The sequence below is a fragment of the Sphingobacterium sp. LRF_L2 genome, assembly GCF_965644235.1.
In the GTDB taxonomy this organism is placed as follows: Bacteria; Bacteroidota; Bacteroidia; order Sphingobacteriales; family Sphingobacteriaceae; genus Sphingobacterium.
The window spans coordinates 399,416-418,391 of sequence record NZ_CBFFRI010000006.1 but is presented as its reverse complement, the minus strand read 5'-3'; the positions used below and the strand labels follow the sequence as shown (position 1 = coordinate 418,391).

Sequence of the window (18,976 nt, the reverse complement as noted above, 5' to 3'; positions counted from 1 at the left end):
GGGTATGACCCCTACTAACCCCCTATTAACCCCCTACTATACCCCTATAAAACCCCTGTTAACACCGAACTTAAATAACACTAAATAGAACGTTAATAATTAGAAAAAAGAAAAACATCAAAAGCAAACAATAATCATAATAATGATTAAAAAATAAAATAAAATTCATTATTTTTATAAAACAAAAGAATTTAATAAACCAATATTTTATGATAGAAGCAGAACTTCAAAATTTCGGCATTTACCAAGATGTCCTAGGCACATCCACCGGCGCACAGTGGCTTGGTCATGGAGACAAGATCTTAACCTCCTCTCCCGTTGACGGGCGAACAATCAGAGAGATTACAACAACCGACAAGCAAGACTATGACTTTGTTATGGAAAAAGCAAAAGCTGCACAATCTCTCTGGGCTAACATTCCATCGCCAAAACGAGGCGAAATCGTACGTCAATTAGGTGAAAAGTTAAGAAAAAACAAAAACTCCCTTGGGAAATTGGTTTCGTATGAGATGGGGAAATCTTACCAAGAAGGACTAGGTGAAGTACAAGAAATGATCGACATTTGTGATTTTGCAACGGGTCTTTCTCGTCAACTCTATGGTCTGACCATGCATTCAGAAAGACCATCTCACCGAATGTATGAACAGTATCATCCACTTGGTATTGTTGGAATTATTTCTGCATTCAACTTCCCTGTGGCTGTATGGTCTTGGAACGCTAGTTTGGCTCTGATTTGTGGTAATGTAATTATTTGGAAGGGAAGTGAAAAAACCCCTCTCTGTGCAATAGCTTGTCAACGCATCCTAGCCGAGGTATTAGCCGAAAATAAACTTCCTGAAGGCATTTCAAATCTAATAACAGGCGATGCCCAAGTTGGAAAATGGCTTACGGAAGACCACCGCATCGCTCTTATATCAGCAACCGGTTCAACAGGTATGGGGAAACAAGTCGCTACAACAGTAGCATCACGTCTCGGTAAGACTATACTCGAACTTGGCGGAAACAACGCGATCATTATAACACCTTATGCCGATCTAAAAACAACAATTATAGCGGCCGTATTCGGAGCTGTAGGCACAGCTGGTCAGCGATGCACGAGTACAAGACGACTTATTGTACACGAGGATATCTATGAAGAGGTAAAATTGCTACTTCAAAAAGCGTATGGCCAACTAAAAATAGGCAACCCTCTAAATAGCGAGAACCATGTAGGTCCGCTAATCGATAACGAGGCTGTCAGTAGCTATTTGACAGCGTTGAAAGAAATCGAACAGGCCGGAGGCACTTTCTTGATTGAAGGAGGCCTCTTGGAAGGTCAAGAATACGAAAGCAACTGCTATGTTAAACCGACAATCGCTGAGGTAGAGAATCACTATGAGATTGTTCAAAAAGAAACCTTTGCGCCTATTCTCTATCTCATTAAGTATAAAGGGGAGGTTTCTCAAGCCATCACATTACAGAATACTGTTCCCCAAGGATTATCTTCAGCTATCATGACAACAAATATTCGAGAGTCGGAATTATTTCTAAGTCATAATGGGTCAGATTGTGGTATTGCCAACGTTAATATAGGAACATCGGGAGCTGAAATTGGCGGCGCATTTGGAGGTGAAAAAGAGACAGGAGGAGGACGGGAATCTGGTTCAGACGCTTGGAAAGCATATATGAGACGCCAAACGAACACCATAAACTACAGCACCGAATTGCCACTTGCGCAAGGAATAATATTCAATTTGTAAAAATAGCTGACATGAGAACTCTTCATAAATTATTATCAAAGCACCTTCTCGCAGATGGCCTCCCTATCGAGTTCGATCTTGCCAATTCCCATGGTTCCTATATCAGAGATACAAATGGAGACGAATTTCTCGATATGTTTTCCATGTTTGCTTCCTCCCCAATTGGATACAATCACCCCTATCTTTTAGCACATGCAGATTGGTTGGGAAAAATGTCTATACATAAACCTGCGCTTTCAGACGCTTATCCCTATCAATATGGAGAAATCCTTGAAACATTTGAACGGGTAGCCATTCCGACAGCATTATCATACTGCTTTTTTATTTCCGGCGGAGCATTGGCGGTAGAAAATGCACTAAAAGCTGCTTTCGATTGGAAAACAAGGCTGAACATGACAAAGAAGATCGATAAAGAAGCTTCACAAGTCATTCATTTTAAACAGGCTTTTCATGGGCGATCCGGCTACACCTTGTCGCTAACCAATACCGCAGACCCTAGAAAATATATGTATTTTCCAAAATTCGATTGGCCAAGAATCCTGAACCCTAAACTTTATTTTCCTGTAACAGAAGAAAATTTGAGAGATACGATTACGCAGGAAGATATCGCTATCCAGCAGATAGAAAAAAGCCTAGTGCAACATCCAGATGAGATCGCGTGTATTATTATAGAACCCATACAGTCCGAAGGAGGAGATAATCAGTTTCGAAAGGAGTTTTTCCAAAAACTCCGAGCGATCTGTGACCGTCACGAAATCTTACTTATCCTCGATGAAGTACAGACTGGATTGGGTATGACTGGAAAAATGTGGGCTTATTCACATTTTGACATCATCCCTGATATCATAGCGTTTGGCAAAAAGACACAAGTATGTGGAATCTTAGCAAACCGATCTAAATTTGATCGTGTAGAGCAGCATGTTTTTAAGGAATCTAGTCGTATTAATTCGACTTTTGGGGGCGACTTTACCGACCTTCTTCGCTTTAAATTGATTCTTGAAATCATAGAACAAGAAAGGCTTGTCGAGAACGCAGAAAAAACAGGAAATTATTTACTTCGGGCAGTAGAAACACTAGTAGATGATTACGATTTTCTATCTAATCCAAGAGGAATGGGACTTATGGTGGCTTTTGATTTTGAAATAACAATGGAACGCGACAGCTTTATTAACAATGCGCTTGACCGTAAACTGATCTTATTGGGTTGTGGAGAGAAAAGCATTAGATTTAGACCACACTTAACTGTCGGAAAAGAAGAAATTGACCAAGCTATGCTTATCATTAGATCTTTATTAAAGGAAAAACGATAATATGGAGATTAGAATGGCCTAATTTAACTCAGCGGTTATCGACTGCTTAAATCGCGTTCGGACCGCTTTTCCATCTTTCGTTCCAGGAATCCATTTAGGAGATTTTTTCATCAATCGTAAAGCCTCTTCAGCAAACAAGGGACTAATGTTATCTTTATTTGTAATATCAACATCACACACTTTGCCATCCTCACATACGGTAAACTCCAACAGAGCTGTCTGCCGGAGGCCATAATCAACGTAGCTTGTGCTATCCATGTCATTGACCAAATTTCTAAGGTTCAGATTTTGCTGAAGAAATCTGTTCCAACTTTTAATTCCGCCACGAAACTGAGGACGTACATCTACTGTATTCCATAGCAAAGAATCCACTTTTGTCTGCGCCGACAATGAAGTAAACAGGAATATTGAAAACGTACATGCGAGTAAGAATCTCATTCATTTATATTTTGGCTTACTCAAAGTACAGCAATAACTATGCCTTAGGCAAATCTATGGCATCGATAAAGTTGCCCTCTTTGTTTAACAAGAAACTCATCGGGTTTTCTGGATCTTTGATGATTTCAAATAGCGTAAAACCCCAGGGTTTCCAAAAATTTTCTAGCACCTGTCCATAGGTCTTTACCTGCCAATTGTCAAAGATAGGCTTCAATGTCCAATCGTTTAAGGGCATTGGTTCCACGTATATTTTTTGAGGAGTCTCCATATAGGTATACTCTGGCAATCGATTAAAGAGGTAGGCAGAATAGAAGTAACGGGCGCATACCTCTTCGAATTGGATAGGGTGCAATCGTTTACCCTCTATTGTTTTCAAGATATCTTCGTGGTATATTGCATTTGTCCCATTATCCTGCAGCGTTGCAATTAACGCGAAGTCGTTCATACGAAAAGAAAACACCAAGGTATTGATCTCATCTCGGTAATTAAATGTTTCTGTATGATTATCTACAGGTAAGATCAATATGCTAAAGGGATTTCTGTGCTCAAATTCTAGCGGAGATCGAAGAGATTGCAACATAAAATGAAGATTCCTAAATTTATGCGCCAATCCCTGGGAGAAATTCATTTCTTCTCCGGTAAGGAATGCTTGTTTAATCCCCGCTTGAATTTCATTGAAAACTACGCCATATAAAATTTTGGCGACCCACTGAAACAACGTGACCTGAGGAAGAGCCTTGACCGCTTGGTACCCGCTTTTCATCGCATTTTCGACATCCAGCTCCAACTTCTCTATTAGGCTCGCTGTTTCTACAGAACAAGGAAGTTTCAGGGACTTGTAGGTAACCACGCTTTCATCCAACATTTTTAGAAGCTGTTCTTCCAAATTGAATGCTTGCATCATCCATAATGGAAAAACCTGAATTTGTTCTTCTTGAGACCTTAGTGGAACACCAGACAAAAAACAGGTTTCATTATTGAATTTAAAATCTAAAAAAGGATTGTAAAGTTTTGTTACCATAGGCAGCAAAGATATCGCTTTTGAAGTACCACTTTGTTAGCAAGAAGTAAATTTAGCAGATAGTTGACAAATCCTTTTTTGCTAGGCAACAACAACCTTAAAGTCTTTGAAGAGCAAAGCAGATTCTACTATCTTTCCGTCGGTTGTTTTCACATTTTTAAGCACGGATGTCTTTCCTTTCTCTAGCAAATTCTTCATTTCTTTCTCTTCCAGAAAAACGCCATTTAGTGTACGCCAAATTTTAAAATCACAACCACGGGCATACAAATCACATTGTGCAACTTTATCATACAGCTGAACATGGCCTTTTTCACATTTCGGGCATTTTATTTTCCCTTTTTGAAGCGGTTTAATCTCTTCCGTTTGAATAGCTACACGCAGTTGCAAAAGCTCTTTCGTAATTTTAACAGTATAGTCTTTTATGTGTTTCATAAAAACATCATAAGAAACTTGATGTCCACGCATTTCTTCCAATTTTTGCTCCCATTTACCGGTCAACGTAACTTTTGCTATTGACCGATCTTTCACCAATTGGTAAACGGCTAGCCCTTTCTCGGTAGGGATAAGTTTCTTTTTATCGCGTTTTATATAATCTCTTTGGAATAACGTTTCAATTGTCGCCGCACGTGTAGCTGGAGTCCCCAAACCACAGTCCTTCATGGCTTGACGCATCTCATCATCTTCAATTTCCTTTCCAGAAGTCTCCATAGCTTTTAGAAGAGAAGCCTCTGTATGAATTGGCCTAGCTTTCGTGAACCGTTCGGCCAACTCTAAAGCCAGTATTTCCAACCATTCCTCAGCTGTAAGCTTGGGTAATTGCGCATTTTCATTATCCTGGTCATCCGTATTTTTATCTTCATCCGGCATTTCTACCTGATCCGCCGACAAACGCCACCCGTATTGTCTAATTACTGTTCCTTTGGCAATAAGTTCTACACCATGTGCATCAATAGTTACCGTCGTTATGTCTTTGAGGCAAACTTCCGAAAAACTCTCGACCATACGCTTTGCAATCATATTATAAATATGTTGTTGCTCTTTCAACATAGGTCCTGGTTTCTCGTCGGTTACGAGTAGAGCGTGGTGATCCGTTACCTTTTTATCATCTACCGAACGCTTATTCAAGGTTGCGCCGATAAGATTTTTACTAATCGCAGCAATACTTTCATCAGCGGTATCTGCCAAATGCTGAAATAAATCAGCAATCGTTTCAAACACATCCTCTCCAATGTATCTTGAACCTGTACGGGGATAAGTGATGACCTTCTTTTCGTATAAGGTTTGCGCAATACTAAGGGTTTGATCTGCAGAATAACCATACTTTTTGTTGGCATCCTGCTGAAGAGACGTCAAATCAAAAAGAAGTGGCGGTGGTTCTTTCGTTTCTTTGGCCTCGACCTTCACCACTTTAGCTTGAGAACCTACCGTGATTTTTGCTACGGTTTGCTCCGCGTCCTCTTTTTTATCGATCTTGCTGGAGGTTGCCTTGAACTTAATGTTATCCTTTTCGAAACTAGCTTGAATTTTATAAAACGCCGTGGGTTTAAAATCTTTATTCTCCAGGTAACGAGAACAAATCATTGCCAATGTCGGTGTCTGAACGCGCCCTAAAGAAAGCAAACCTTTATTTCCAGCAGCAAGCGTCAACGCTTGCGTTGCATTAATACCTATTAACCAATCAGATTCAGATCGCGATCGAGCAGACATATACAAACTGTCGTATTCTGTGCCTTCTTTAAGGTTCGCAAAGCCCTCTTTTATGGCTTTATCAGTTTGAGAAGATATCCAAAGACGTTTAAAAGGAATATTGACATTCAGAAAATAGTAAATATTCCTGAAAATCAATTCGCCTTCCCGTCCCGCATCGGTTGCCACAATAATTTCCTCAGCTTCTTCCAGAAGCCTTTTTATTGTATTCAACTGCTTAACCGCCCCGGCATCGTCGATTTGCTTACCATCTCTTTTTACTTTTTTCGCTTCCAGACGAAACTCTTTGGGGATTATCGGCAAATTACCTACCGACCATGTCGCGTAACCGTAGGCCTGTGGGGTACATAATTGTACAAGGTGCCCGAAGGCGTAGGTAAAAGCATAGCCATTGCCTGTGATATAACCATCTTTCACTTCTTTTGCGCCCATCACACGCGCTAAATCTCTTGCTACGGAAGGCTTTTCCGCGATCACAACTTTCATCCAGCAATTTTAATTTTCGAAGGGTATTTGAGAAAAAAAATCATCCCAGCAAAATGAGCGCACCGATCCAGTTCATGGCGAACAATTCTGGCACATGCCAAAACAGCATGACGATTAATCTATTTTCTACCCCGTTTTTTTATTTTTCTTTCTTAATCTAATGAAGGAATTGATATCCCCTTGATTTTTCGATACAGGTCTATCGCATATATGTCAGTCATTCCCGATACGAAATCTAGCACTGCTCTGATTTTTCCATAGGCATCTGTTTTTTCGGTATGAAACTGCTCCGGGATCATGGCAACCAGCTTTTTATCAAACATCGTTTTATTTGTCTTCAAATAGGCTGGAATAAACTCTTCCAACAAAGCATTCATTACTTTATAACCTGCAATTTCGATTTGGACGACTGTGGGTGCATTATAAATCTGTGCGACCGATATCTTTGATATTTTTTTCATCTGCTGCACAATCGGTTCATCTAAGGCGTCAATCAAGGCACTTCCGAAGGTTCCTGCTAAAAACTGATCCTGATTCCTTGCAAAAACCTCTGCACAGGCGTGTATTAAGGTGTTAATAGCTTTCGCGCGCAACAATTCGACCCTACTTCCAGCATCCGTTAAACCATCTAATCTTTTTCGAAGATCTTCTCCTCCACAAAGTGGTAACAAAAGCTCCTCAACCTGATGGTAAGAAAGAATTTTCAAATGATGGGCATCTTCAAGGTCAATGATATTGTAACAAATATCATCGGCTGCTTCTACCAGATAAACTAAAGGATGACGAAGATAGCCATTTGGATTTGTAGGATCTTTTGCTAATCCTAATTCCTTTGCAATACGTTCGAAGGCTTCCGTTTCACATTCAAAAAAACCATATTTTTTTCGGTGGTGGTTTCCTTTGATATGGCCGTCAATAGCTGCGCAAGGGTATTTTACTATAGATGCTAACGTGGAATACGTCAGCGCATATCCTTTTTCGTCCTTTCCATTAAATGGATGTGTCAAAATACGTAGTGCATTCGCATTTCCTTCAAAATGTGTTAAATCTGCCCACTGCTGAGAAGAAACCTGCTCCTGATATTTACGACCGTCACCCTCCGTAAAATAGGATGATATAGCCGCTTCTCCAGAATGTCCGAAAGCGGGATTCCCCAGATCATGAGATAAGCAGGCCGCTGACACAATATTTCCCACCTCCTGCAAAAAAGGGCAAGTGTCATCAATATGAGGATCTTCTTTCTTCATTAAGTTGTAGAACAATCGGCCCAACGATCTTCCCACACTAGCTACTTCCAAGCTATGTGTTAAGCGATTATGCACAAAAACAGCTCCTGGCAGCGGGAATACTTGCGTTTTATTTTGAAGCCTTCTAAAAGGTGATGAAAAAATGAGTCTATCGTAATCGCGTTGAAACTCGGAGCGTGCATCTAAATAATCATTAACCTCGCGGTGCTCATATCCCCATCGCTTAGCAGAAAGCAATTGTTTCCAATTCATGTAAAAAGTAAGTTTTCTTTGTGCAAACCTAATTAAATTCACTTTGATATGCAATATAATCCTATTTAGCTTCTTCGCAATATCGTGTATTTCTCCTATAGTTTACGTTGATAAAGATAAGGTTGAATATGTTTGTATAAAAAAAGCAAATTATCTAAGTTTATAGCTTCAAATAGATCTATAAGGAAATGACATACAAACTACCTAACCCGCAAGACTTTGAACACAAGATCGAGGGAAAGAATACACATCTTATTATTCTAAAAAATAGAACGGGCATGCAAGTTGCCTTTACCGATTATGGTGCTCGCATTGTCAGCATTCTTGTGCCCGATCAATTTGGTGACTTGCGGGATGTTGTACTTGGTTTTAACAACATTGAAACTTATCTGCAAGCAGATGAACAATATCATGGAGCCACTATTGGGCGCTTTGCTAACCGCATCGGAAAGGGAAGCTTTCAACTGGATAATGAGTCTTATACCCTACCCCAAAACAATGGCAGCAATTGTTTGCACGGAGGCGTAGGCTTTCATACGAAAGTTTGGGATAGGCAAGTCTCCCTCGAGAAAAAAATCACTTTTTATTATGTATCTAAAGACGGTGAAGAAGGATTTCCGGGAAATCTCAAGGTTAATGTTTCCTATGAATTGACTGAATCGAATGAAATCATCATCACTTACCATGCAGAGACCGACAAAAAGACGGTTATCAATCTAACAAATCATGCTTACTTCAACCTAAACGGGGAAGGCCATAGCGATGTTTTGCAACATATTTTGCACATACCGTCTGATCATTATCTTGCCATGGACGAAAATCAAATTCCTTTGGGCGTACACAGCCCTGTTGACGGTAGTGCCTTTGACTTCCGAACGCCAAAAAAAATAGTAGAATCTATAGCTAACGAAGAAAAACAACTGGAACTAGGCAATGGCTATGACCACACCTACATCAATACTCAGCCATTTTCTTTGCCTGCCGCTACCGCCTACTCGGCTCTTTCTGGCATACAGCTCGATGTACTTACCACTGAACCTGGAGTACACCTTTACACCGCAAATTTCCTTTCTGGGATAGACACCGGTAAATCGGGTGGAAAATATGCCTCTCGCACAGCATTTTGTTTTGAAACACAACACTACCCTGACAGCCCCAATAAGCCAGAATTCCCATCGGTTGTATTGGAGCCAGGCACCTTGTTTGAATCAAAAACCATCTATCGCTTTTCTGTAAAAAAAGATAATTAAACAAAAGAGGAGATCATTGATCTCCTCTTTTGTTTAATTCGTCATATAGTCTGTTGCACTATTTCGTATCCTCTGCCAACAATGCTTCCAATGCAGTTTCAACTTTATCAAAGCGGAAGGAAGATTTAACTTCCTTGAACATTCGATCAATCTCTTGATTGCACAAATTTCCAATGCTTCCTTCATGCGTATGAAACACTTCTTTTAAAGGCTTGAAGGTACCATTTTCAATGGCTGCACCTATATTACGATAAGCTTCACGAAATGGAATCCCCTCCAATACTTCAGCGTTGACCACCTCCACACTAAATAAATAATCGTACTTAGCATCGTTCAGGATATTTTCTTTTACGGTGATATGATCTAACATAAAAGTAGCAATATCCAGACAGTCGCCTAGAGATTGAAAAGCGGGAAAAAGATTTTCTTTCAATAACTGCAAATCACGATGGTAACCCGAGGGAAGATTTGTCGTCATTAAGGCGATTTCATTGGGTAGGGCTTGAATCTTATTGCATCTCGAGCGGATGAGTTCAAATACGTCCGGATTTTTCTTATGAGGCATAATACTAGAACCGGTTGTTAAATGTGCTGGAAAAGAAATAAAACCAAAGTTTTGGTTGATAAACAGACACACATCCATAGCGAATTTTGCTAATGTTGCTGCAATTGCACTCATCCCTTGCGCTAAGATACGTTCTGTTTTTCCACGCCCCATTTGTGCATAAACGACATTGTAATTTAGATCATCAAATCCCAACAATTGTGTTGTCATCGTTCTATTTAAAGGAAAAGACGAACCATACCCTGCCGCAGAGCCTAGTGGATTTTTATTACAGACTTTCCACGCCGATTTTAACACTTCCAAATCATCGACTAAACTTTCTGCGTAAGCTCCAAACCACAAGCCAAACGATGAAGGCATTGCAATCTGTAGGTGTGTATATCCCGGAATAAGTACGTTTTTGTGTTGTTCACTTAACGCGATAAGCTTATTGAAAAGCCCCTCTACCCTACTTACAAGAAGTTGGATTTCCGTTCGAAAATATAATTTAAGATCTACTAACACCTGATCGTTTCTGGACCGTCCTGCGTGTATCTTCTTACCCGCTTCGCCTATACGCTGGGTTAACAACATCTCCACCTGCGAATGCACATCCTCCACAGAATCTTCAATGGTGAAATTCTGATCACCAATTTCTTTATAGATGTTTTTAAGTTCCTGCTGAACAGAAGCAAGGTCTTCATCCGTAAGAAGACCAATACTATTCAACATCCGTGTATGGGCCAAGGACCCTAACACATCAGCCGCAGCTAAATGTAGATCCATTAATCTATCATTTCCAACAGTAAATGTCTCAACAAATGAATCTACATCAATATTTTTTTGCCAAATTTTCATGAAGTCGTTCTTTTACTAAATTCTGTAAACTTTTCTCTCTTTGATTTATTTACAGCGTATCTCTTGATACAGGCAGGACAAATTTATTGATTCTCTTACAATAATGGTAATTTGATTTTGCATTCTACAGCTTATTCATCGCGGTTCATGAATAAAGACCTCAGTCCCAATACACGAATAAAGGAAGGAAAGAAAAAGTGTTAAAAAAGTGACCACTTACTTTTTTTTAAAAAAAGTCTTTGCATGAATAATTTATATCCCTATGTTTGTAAACGTAAAGGGGAAATGAAAGAGACAAAAATAAAGAAGTGAGTTTATACTTACACTTTATTTTACCAAGGCTAAACAAACTAAATTTGATAGACGAAGGTCTTAAATCTTGAAGAAATACAGCTAACCATTTATAAACTAATTTTGTTCTGAAGCGTATCCTGACCTGTGATACGCTTTTTCTTTATGTATTTCAGAAGCAATAATTGGATGTTTGCAAGCAGTCCTATTTATTTAGTACCTTTGTTTGTATATAATAGCTATCTCCTTTTCACGGGAGGAATCTAAAATAAATTGCTATGGGAACAGAAAGTAAGAGACAACAACGATTTGCAGGTGTAATTCAACAGGATCTCGCCGAGCTTCTTCAACGCGAAGGAAATATTTGGGCTCCTGGAGCCTTTATTACGGTAACAAGAGTAAGGGTTACTCCTGATCTTGCTATAGCAAGAGTATTTTTAAGTTTTCTAAATACAAAAACGGCGAAAGACGATCTGGTCAATATCCAAAATAAAGCAACTGAGATTCGATATAAACTGGGGATTCGTATTAAAAATCAAGCCCGGATCGTTCCTCAATTGGAATTTTTCTTAGACGATACGAATGAATATGTAGAACACATGGACAAATTGTTTGAGGAAATAAGTAAAGAGCCAAGACAACCAGATTAATTTCTGGTTTTTTTTGCACATGGTTATGCCTTATCTTTTAGATAGCCAATTGGTGTTCCCCCACCCTTCACTCGCAGATGAAGATGGCTTGCTTGCCATAGGGGGCGATCTCTCTACGGAGCGTCTACTTCTTGCTTACGAAAACGGTATCTTTCCTTGGTATTCGGAAGATGATCCAATTTTATGGTTTGCGCCGAAAATGCGTTTTGTTCTCCAACCGGAAGAGCTACTGTTGCGAAAAAGCATGCGTCAATTTATGCGAAACACGAAGCTGACAATTAAACACGACACAGCTTTTGCAGAAGTTATCAAACAGTGCGCTCTTACACCGCGAGCCGGACAAGATGGAACATGGATCACTGCCGATATGGAGCAGGCTTACATCCGATTATTCGAGTTAGGATATGCACATAGCATAGAGACCTACGACGAAACAGGTCAACTTGTTGGCGGCTTATATGGGATACAAGTTGGTCGCGTATTTTGTGGAGAGAGTATGTTTTCAAAAGTATCTAATGCATCCAAGCTTGCCTTCGTACATCTATGCTTATCATTTGATTTTTCGCTTATCGATTGTCAGATACACACAACACATCTAGCTTCGCTGGGGGCAAAATTTATCCCCGGCTCTACTTATTACGAAATTTTACAGCAACAAAACATAACACCTCATGCCCTTTAAAGAATACTTCGATATACCAGAAACTGTTGCTTACTTAAACACGCCAGGCAACGGTGTTATCCCTCGGCACATACGTCAATGGCGTTTAGAAAGAGAGGAGCTTTTTTTTGATGTAAAAGGATCACTTCGAGATCAGCAAGCAGACTTTATCCAGCAGGTGCGAACAACGATCAAGAATACGTTCCATGTCACGAAGGGAAACGTTTTTTGCACACCGAATTTTTCATTTGCTTTTACGACCCTAATCGATAGGTTGCCTGACGACACTCGATTTCTACTTCTTAATGAAGATTATCCTTCGTTAAATTATCCAGTAATCAATCGTGGTTTTAGTTATTATGCGGTAGATCTCACCGTCAATCTTGAAAATTCGATCCGTGAAGCTATACGCATATTCAAGCCTTCGGTATTTCTCCTTAGTGTCGTCCAGTATATCAATGGGATGAAGATTGATCTAGATTTTATCAAAGAGCTGAAGAGAGAAAATCCTCAATTGATAATCATAGCTGATGGCACCCAATTTCTAGGCACGTCGCTCTTTGACTTTGAAAATTCAGGGTTTGATGCTATCGGAGCAAGTGGGTATAAATGGTTACTTTCGGGCTATGGAAATGGCTTTATGATCGTCGGAGAGGAATTGGAGGAAATATTAGCAAAAAAGAGTGCACATGTACCTCGTCCCAAGGAAGCAATGTGGTCTTCCAAATCTATATTACAGACTTTTTTTGAACCAGGACACCAGGACACACTCAGTCATGGCACCTTGCAGCAATCTCTTCTTTTTCTTCAAGATTTAGGTCTACAGAAAATACAGCAACATATTGCCAATCTATCGGAAATCGCCCATCAAGAACTCAGTATCAGAAAATTATTATTACCTGAGATTGAAGGACGGCATGTAAAATCTTCCCTGATAAACATACAAGTATCCCCAAACTGCTATCCCGAACTTATGTCGCAAGGTATTGCATGTTTTCCAAGAGGCACGGGAATACGTATTGGAATACATCTTTATAATGGAGAAGAAGATATTGTACATCTATTAAATACAATTGATCAACACAAATAGCACAAGTATATGAAATTTAAAATTGGTGATTTGGTTCGTTTTGTGGATGAGCCTATTGAAGGACACATCACCTCGTTTCAAAAGAACGATATGGTGGGAGTAACAGATGAATCTGGCTTCGAGATACCTGTTCCGCTGAATAAAATAACATTGGTGCATGGTAACATGAAACGGGATGACGATGAAGAAACGCCTAATCGCTCGCAGACGAACCTTCCCTTTGTAGAACGTGGTATTTATTTAGGCGTAGAAGGGGAACAAAAAGACGGCTTGGCGAAGTTCTATATCATAAACCATAGCTCATACGACTTACTGATTATGGTTAGTGATATCAATGGCAACAAACGGAATGGTCTATTTGCTGAGAAAGTTCTTTCACGGGATTTTGTTCAGTTTTATTCAGCGAATTTCACGAATGTAGGAAAATGGCCGAACTTTGATATTCAGATTCTACGTCATAGTACAGATGCGCATACCGCGACATCTCCTATAAAAAAAGAATTTCGGGTAAAACCATTAGATCTTATAAACTCAAAAGAAATGGATGAGGTGTTGGAGGCAAAAGTATGGCGGTTCGAATTGGATAAGCCTGAGGAAAACATTGGCTTAGATAAACTAAAAGACCACTTTATTTCGCACCGGCCAAATCGGCGATAGGTAAAATATTGGCTATCTTCTATATTGGCTCTCACCAGTATAAAAGATAGCCTGCTTAATAACGCTTAGCTTTGCTGCGCATCAGTATTTGTTTCCAACCCGTTGGATGCTGACGCTGTTTTCAGCTTTTTTACTGCGATTAGAAGTATAAATGCCCCTAAAAAGAGAAAACACCATCCCCATTTCAAATGCAAGGTTTTGGCTAAAAGGCCATCGACCAATTTCATCCCAAAATAGTTGTTAATTTTAAAGTAAACGGCTACGAACCCAAGTAAACACCAAGCAAGATAGATCCGAGAACAGATTCTAAAAAAAGAAACTTTACGCAAGAAAAAAGCAAACACACATAAGCCTAATAATCCATAGGTAATAGCAAAAAGCCCAACGTCTGTTTGGTATAGGTTCCAATTTCCTTTGATCGGCACCTTTAAAAAAGGAAGAAATATTGGAGAAGCAGCAGAAATCAAAATTCCAAAAATCGCCAGTGGTTTTCTTAGCACATACATATTGTCAAATTTAACTGCACAAAGATTTGGAATTATTTACATATTCTTTATTTTTTTGAAAAAAAATAAAGAAAAAAGTATGTCAATAATCACATTTGGCTACTTTCAAAAATGACGGGAATCACAAAGCTGCACAAAAACAAATTAAATAGCTATAAAACAGCGTATTAAAAAATATTTAAAATTATTTAAAATCATTCTAAATTCATCCTATTGACAGATTTTTGACAGAAAACCCTTGCTTTTAGTCTACATTTGCAGGAGAAAATTATAGAGCAAGATAGGCTTTGAAGAATTTAAAAGTTATAGCATTTACCCACAAACACGTCGAATTAAAAGACCTGGGGAATTTGGTCATCTGCAACGAAGCGTTGGAAGATCGATTAATTAACCTAAAGAATACATTAGATATTCCAGAGATTTTTTATATAGCGACTTGCAATCGTGTGGAATTTGTATTCTGTGGCGCACATGAACTAAGCAATGAGTTTATTGCTGACTTCATGCATAGAATGAACTTTTGTGTGCCGGCGGAGCGCTTACAGTGCTATCTGGGACAGGTTACACGATATTCTGGAATGGATGCATTAAATCATTTGTTCCGCATGTCTTGTTCTTTAGAGAGTCTAGTGGTTGGAGAAAAGGAGATCTTAGCTCAGGTACGTCGGGCTTACGAACGTTGTCGTGAGGCTGGTTTTACGGGCGATTACCTTCGTTTGGTAATGGATCGTCTAGTAAAGACAGCAAAAGAAGTTTATACCTATACCAACATTTCTCGCAACCCAATTTCAGTTGTTTCTTTAGCATATCGTAAGCTTAAGGAAACAAAGCTACCTCAAAACCCAAGGATTCTTGTTATTGGTTCGGGAGAAACCAATCAGAATTTAGCTAAATACCTAAAGAAGCATCAACATTCTAACTTTGTTGTTTTCAATAGAACACTTGATAACGCGAAGAAATTGGCTAAGGAGTTGAATGCCGAAGCCTACCCGCTTTCTGCATTAGGCACTTATAAAAAAGGGTTTGATGTGATGATTATCTGTACGGGATCGCCTGAAGCTATTATAGACGTTAATCTCTATCAGATGCTTTTGAACGGCGAAACGGATAAAAAAGTAATCGTAGATCTTGCTATTCCTAATGACGTAGATGCTGAGGTGGTTGCACAGTTTCCTGTGCAATATATCGAGGTAAGCAGCTTGCAAGCCATCGCAGAAAAGAACAAACAAGATCGTTACAACGAGTTAAGCAGCGCGGATGCAATTATCCAAGAGAACATTCAAGAGTTTCTGCCTTTGTTGAAACAACGTCGTGTAGAGGTTGCTATGCGAGAAGTTCCCGAACAAATCAAAGCGATTAAATCCTTTGCCTTAAATGAAGTATTTGCGCAGGAGGTGGAAAAGTTAGATCCAGAAGCGCGCGAAGTCTTAGAAAAAGTAATTAACTACATGGAGAAAAAATACATTAAGGTTCCCATGGTTATGGCAAAAGAGATCTTGGTTAAAAATTCGCAATCAGAAATTAATTAGTCCCCCATATTTGTTCCAAAATTTTAGCCGAATTCTGACATATACAGTCGGGATTGTATGACTATTTGGTTAAATTTGTAGGCATTTTCAACCATAAAGGCATCTTATAGTGAACAGAAAACTTATTATTGGAACTAGAGGCAGTCAACTCGCGCTGTGGCAAGCAAACTTTATTCAAGCTCGACTTGCAGAAATCGGCGTAGAATCTGAATTAAAAATTATCAAAACACAAGGAGATATTATACAACACTTGCGTTTGGATAAGTTAGAAGGAAAAGGGTTCTTCACAAAGGAATTGGAGGAAGAGCTACTTCAGGGACAAATTGATCTTGCTGTTCACTCTCATAAAGACCTCCCTACGATCAATCCACCAGGACTTATTATTGCGGCGGTATCCGAAAGGGAAGATCCTGCAGAACTCTTAATTATTCACAAGGATTGTGTAGATATCAAAAAGAGGTTATCCTTAAAACATAATGCTTCGGTAGGCACATCGTCAAACCGACGGAAAGCCCAACTTTTGTCGTTACGTCCCGATTTAGAATTTACAGATCTACGCGGAAACTTACAAACGCGAATTCAGAAATTACGTGACGAACAATATGATGCAATTGTATTGGCAAAAGCTGGTGTTGCCCGAATAGAAATGGACTTATCGGATTTCCATATAGAGGAGATTGCTCCTATTGAAATTATTCCTGCGCCTGCACAAGGTGTATTAGCCATACAAATCCGGGAGAATGATTCGGAACTGTTTACCGTATTACAAGCGATCCATGATACAAAGGTAGCTGCAACCATTCAAGTTGAACGAAAAGTATTAAACATGTTTGATGCTGGTTGTCACGCTCCACTAGGATGTTACTGTCGTGAAACTAATGAAGGAAAATTTGAGGCATGGACATCTATTGCAAAAGATAACGAAGATTTCCCAGACCGTTTATATGTACATTCGGATACAACGGATGGTATGGCAGACCGTATCTTTTCAAAATTTCAAAGCGACCGCAAACTTCCAAGCAGTGTATTCATTACGCGCGAATTGGATGAGAGTTCCTATTTAGCCCGCTATTTAAATAAACATGAAATCCTCATCGATGCGCGATCATTAATTCGGATTTACCCTATTATTAATAAGCTAGATTCTTTCATTTTAAAACGCGCAGATTGGATTTTCTTTAATAGCAAAAATGCTATAGATCATTTCTTTAAATTAGACCCTTTAATTCTTAAGAAGACAAAACTGGCGGTTCTAGGCCGAGGTTCTGAAGATGCATTAAGAAAATATGATCGTATAGCAGACTTTTCTGGCGATAATCTTGGAATAAAAACAGAAGATATTGCGAAAGAGTTTGCGAAACTTGTCGACGGACAAACAGTCTTTATTCCTCGTGCAAAAGATTCGTTAATGTCTATCCAACAGGCGTTGACAGCGAATACAACAGTTATAGACATGCCTATTTACGAAACTGTACTTGAGGCAGAAGTAAACAAGTCTAACGCGGATGTTTTGATATTTACTAGCCCAAGTAATGTTGAAGCCTATTTTCGCGATAATTTAGTAGATCCGGGGCAAAAAATCATTTGTATAGGCCTTTCTACTGCAAAGTCAATCGAAGCGATGGGACTTTCCTATACCCTTCCTTTTACACCTGATGAAATTGGATTGGCAGAAGCCATATTCGGATTAGATTATTAGCATATCCAAGGGAGCTTTTCAGGCTCCCTTTTATTTAAATAAGCACATATAATTATGTTACAGCGTCCAAGAAGAAATAGAAAATCAGCAGTTATTCGAGACATGATACAAGAAAATCATCTGTCTGCTGCAAACCTCATATTTCCCTTGTTTATCGTGGAAGGGCAACAACAGAAGACAGAGGTGTCGTCCATGCCAGGGATTTACCGTTATTCCATAGACAACTTACTTCGTGAGGTGGAATCATGCTTAAAATTGGGATTGAAGGCTTTCGATTTATTTCCAAATATCGAAGAGTCGCTCAAGGATAAATACGCAACTATCAGTTATAAGAAAGACAGTCTTTATTTGCGTGCCATTGAGGAAGTCAAGAAAAATTTTCCAGAAGCCTGTGTTGTTACGGATGTAGCGATGGATCCATATAGCTCAGATGGGCATGACGGCATTGTGGAAAATGGTGTTATTCTAAATGACGAAACATTAGAAGTATTGGGTAAGATGTCTTTAGCACACGCTGAAGCTGGGGCTGATATTATAGCACCTTCCGATATGATGGATGGACGTATTGGATACATCAGGGAATTGCTCGATTCCCACGGCTTCAAGCATGTATCCTTGATGTCTTACACAGCAAAATATGCATCTGCTTTCTACGGACCATTTCGTGATGCGTTGAATTCAGCACCTAAAGCGGGTGATAAAAAAACCTATCAGATGAATCCAGCGAATACGAAGGAAGCACTCATTGAAGCGCAACTTGATATGGAAGAAGGGGCCGATTTCCTTATGGTGAAACCCGGTTTACCTTACCTAGATATTATCAAATTACTTCACGATAATTTCGATTTGCCCATAGCTGCATACAATGTGTCTGGAGAATATGCGATGTTAAAGGCTGCCATACAAAACGGCTGGCTTCACGAAGAAAGGGCAATTATGGAGACTTTAATGAGCTTCCGTCGTGCAGGAGCAACGTCCATCCTCACCTATCATGCCAAGGAAGTTTTAGAAAAAGGTTGGTTAAAAGGATAATTACTAAAA

16 protein-coding genes are annotated in these 18,976 nt (G+C 39.3%); 10 read left to right on the top strand and 6 right to left on the bottom strand.

Annotated elements, in window-relative coordinates; translation table 11 throughout:
* The first annotated feature begins 209 nt into the window (after positions 1-209).
* Together amaB and lat are read left to right on the top strand one after the other, a co-directional pair.
* Complete coding sequence (gene amaB, locus ACSZOX_RS14650) at positions 210-1,739, top strand: L-piperidine-6-carboxylate dehydrogenase (RefSeq protein ID WP_437920807.1); 1,530 nt, start codon at positions 210-212, stop codon at positions 1,737-1,739.
* A gap of 11 nt (positions 1,740-1,750) precedes the next feature.
* On the top strand, positions 1,751-3,049 hold the full coding sequence (gene lat / locus ACSZOX_RS14645; RefSeq protein ID WP_437920806.1) for an L-lysine 6-transaminase: 1,299 nt from the start codon (positions 1,751-1,753) through the stop codon (positions 3,047-3,049).
* Positions 3,050-3,067: 18 nt separating this feature from the next.
* Here the strand turns inward: lat and ACSZOX_RS14640 are convergent, their stop codons facing one another.
* The 4 genes from ACSZOX_RS14640 to ACSZOX_RS14625 all read right to left on the bottom strand — a co-directional run bounded on the left by ACSZOX_RS14640 (position 3,068) and on the right by ACSZOX_RS14625 (position 8,200).
* Positions 3,068-3,487, bottom strand: a complete 420-nt coding sequence (locus ACSZOX_RS14640; RefSeq protein ID WP_437920805.1) for an energy transducer TonB — start codon at positions 3,485-3,487, stop codon at positions 3,068-3,070.
* Between the two features lie 37 nt (positions 3,488-3,524).
* Entirely contained in the window at positions 3,525-4,508 is a 984-nt protein-coding gene (locus ACSZOX_RS14635) for a hypothetical protein (protein WP_437920804.1), read from the bottom strand.
* An 81-nt stretch (positions 4,509-4,589) separates the two neighbouring features.
* Positions 4,590-6,701, bottom strand: a complete 2,112-nt coding sequence (locus ACSZOX_RS14630; RefSeq protein ID WP_437920803.1) for a DNA topoisomerase 3 — start codon at positions 6,699-6,701, stop codon at positions 4,590-4,592.
* 152 nt (positions 6,702-6,853) lie between these two features.
* The gene (locus ACSZOX_RS14625; RefSeq protein ID WP_437920802.1) at positions 6,854-8,200 is read right to left on the bottom strand and encodes a deoxyguanosinetriphosphate triphosphohydrolase; all 1,347 of its coding nucleotides are present in this window, start codon (positions 8,198-8,200) and stop codon (positions 6,854-6,856) included.
* A 188-nt stretch (positions 8,201-8,388) separates the two neighbouring features.
* Between ACSZOX_RS14625 and ACSZOX_RS14620 the strand changes: the two genes are divergently transcribed.
* Positions 8,389-9,450 carry an aldose epimerase family protein gene (locus ACSZOX_RS14620; RefSeq protein WP_437920801.1) on the top strand — a complete coding sequence of 354 codons (1,062 nt, stop codon included), beginning with the start codon at positions 8,389-8,391 and terminating at the stop codon, positions 9,448-9,450.
* Between the two features lie 58 nt (positions 9,451-9,508).
* Here the strand turns inward: ACSZOX_RS14620 and argH are convergent, their stop codons facing one another.
* Positions 9,509-10,852 carry an argininosuccinate lyase gene (argH, locus tag ACSZOX_RS14615; RefSeq protein WP_437920800.1) on the bottom strand — a complete coding sequence of 448 codons (1,344 nt, stop codon included), beginning with the start codon at positions 10,850-10,852 and terminating at the stop codon, positions 9,509-9,511.
* Between the two features lie 569 nt (positions 10,853-11,421).
* On the opposite strand from argH, the gene rbfA reads away from it, so the two are divergent.
* From rbfA to ACSZOX_RS14595, 4 genes are read left to right on the top strand one after another with little or no spacing between them, the layout of a single operon-like run.
* The gene (rbfA, locus tag ACSZOX_RS14610) at positions 11,422-11,793 is read left to right on the top strand and encodes a 30S ribosome-binding factor RbfA (protein WP_437920799.1); all 372 of its coding nucleotides are present in this window, start codon (positions 11,422-11,424) and stop codon (positions 11,791-11,793) included.
* A gap of 25 nt (positions 11,794-11,818) precedes the next feature.
* A complete protein-coding gene (gene aat, locus ACSZOX_RS14605; RefSeq protein WP_437920798.1) occupies positions 11,819-12,475 on the top strand; it encodes a leucyl/phenylalanyl-tRNA--protein transferase in 657 nt (218 codons plus the stop codon).
* Positions 12,465-13,544, top strand: a complete 1,080-nt coding sequence (locus tag ACSZOX_RS14600) for an aminotransferase class V-fold PLP-dependent enzyme (protein ID WP_437920797.1) — start codon at positions 12,465-12,467, stop codon at positions 13,542-13,544. The genes aat and ACSZOX_RS14600 overlap by 11 nt, the downstream gene beginning before the upstream one ends.
* A 9-nt stretch (positions 13,545-13,553) precedes the next feature.
* Positions 13,554-14,201, top strand: a complete 648-nt coding sequence (locus tag ACSZOX_RS14595) for a hypothetical protein (protein ID WP_437920796.1) — start codon at positions 13,554-13,556, stop codon at positions 14,199-14,201.
* A gap of 65 nt (positions 14,202-14,266) precedes the next feature.
* Here the strand turns inward: ACSZOX_RS14595 and ACSZOX_RS14590 are convergent, their stop codons facing one another.
* Positions 14,267-14,707 (bottom strand): hypothetical protein, encoded by a 441-nt coding sequence (locus tag ACSZOX_RS14590; protein ID WP_437920795.1) that lies wholly within the window; start codon positions 14,705-14,707, stop codon positions 14,267-14,269.
* A 287-nt stretch (positions 14,708-14,994) separates the two neighbouring features.
* Here ACSZOX_RS14590 and hemA point away from each other — a divergent pair, with 287 nt between their 5' ends.
* The 3 genes from hemA to hemB all read left to right on the top strand — a co-directional run bounded on the left by hemA (position 14,995) and on the right by hemB (position 18,967).
* Positions 14,995-16,236, top strand: a complete 1,242-nt coding sequence (hemA, locus tag ACSZOX_RS14585) for a glutamyl-tRNA reductase (protein ID WP_437920794.1) — start codon at positions 14,995-14,997, stop codon at positions 16,234-16,236.
* 109 nt (positions 16,237-16,345) lie between these two features.
* Entirely contained in the window at positions 16,346-17,935 is a 1,590-nt protein-coding gene (gene hemC, locus ACSZOX_RS14580) for a hydroxymethylbilane synthase (protein WP_437920793.1), read from the top strand.
* Between the two features lie 54 nt (positions 17,936-17,989).
* Complete coding sequence (hemB, locus tag ACSZOX_RS14575; RefSeq protein WP_437920792.1) at positions 17,990-18,967, top strand: porphobilinogen synthase; 978 nt, start codon at positions 17,990-17,992, stop codon at positions 18,965-18,967.
* Positions 18,968-18,976 lie beyond the last annotated feature (9 nt).

Bases quoted from the DNA above. Each gene is read 5' to 3' on its own strand.
- amaB (WP_437920807.1), top strand. From the start codon at position 210: ATGATAGAAGCAGAACTTCAAAATTTCGGCATTTACCAAGATGTCCTA.
- lat (WP_437920806.1), top strand. From the start codon at position 1,751: ATGAGAACTCTTCATAAATTATTATCAAAGCACCTTCTCGCAGATGGC.
- ACSZOX_RS14640 (WP_437920805.1), bottom strand. From the start codon at position 3,487: ATGAGATTCTTACTCGCATGTACGTTTTCAATATTCCTGTTTACTTCA.
- ACSZOX_RS14635 (WP_437920804.1), bottom strand. From the start codon at position 4,508: ATGGTAACAAAACTTTACAATCCTTTTTTAGATTTTAAATTCAATAAT.
- ACSZOX_RS14630 (WP_437920803.1), bottom strand. From the start codon at position 6,701: ATGAAAGTTGTGATCGCGGAAAAGCCTTCCGTAGCAAGAGATTTAGCG.
- ACSZOX_RS14625 (WP_437920802.1), bottom strand. From the start codon at position 8,200: ATGAATTGGAAACAATTGCTTTCTGCTAAGCGATGGGGATATGAGCAC.
- ACSZOX_RS14620 (WP_437920801.1), top strand. From the start codon at position 8,389: ATGACATACAAACTACCTAACCCGCAAGACTTTGAACACAAGATCGAG.
- argH (WP_437920800.1), bottom strand. From the start codon at position 10,852: ATGAAAATTTGGCAAAAAAATATTGATGTAGATTCATTTGTTGAGACA.
- rbfA (WP_437920799.1), top strand. From the start codon at position 11,422: ATGGGAACAGAAAGTAAGAGACAACAACGATTTGCAGGTGTAATTCAA.
- aat (WP_437920798.1), top strand. From the start codon at position 11,819: ATGCCTTATCTTTTAGATAGCCAATTGGTGTTCCCCCACCCTTCACTC.
- ACSZOX_RS14600 (WP_437920797.1), top strand. From the start codon at position 12,465: ATGCCCTTTAAAGAATACTTCGATATACCAGAAACTGTTGCTTACTTA.
- ACSZOX_RS14595 (WP_437920796.1), top strand. From the start codon at position 13,554: ATGAAATTTAAAATTGGTGATTTGGTTCGTTTTGTGGATGAGCCTATT.
- ACSZOX_RS14590 (WP_437920795.1), bottom strand. From the start codon at position 14,707: ATGTATGTGCTAAGAAAACCACTGGCGATTTTTGGAATTTTGATTTCT.
- hemB (WP_437920792.1), top strand. From the start codon at position 17,990: ATGTTACAGCGTCCAAGAAGAAATAGAAAATCAGCAGTTATTCGAGAC.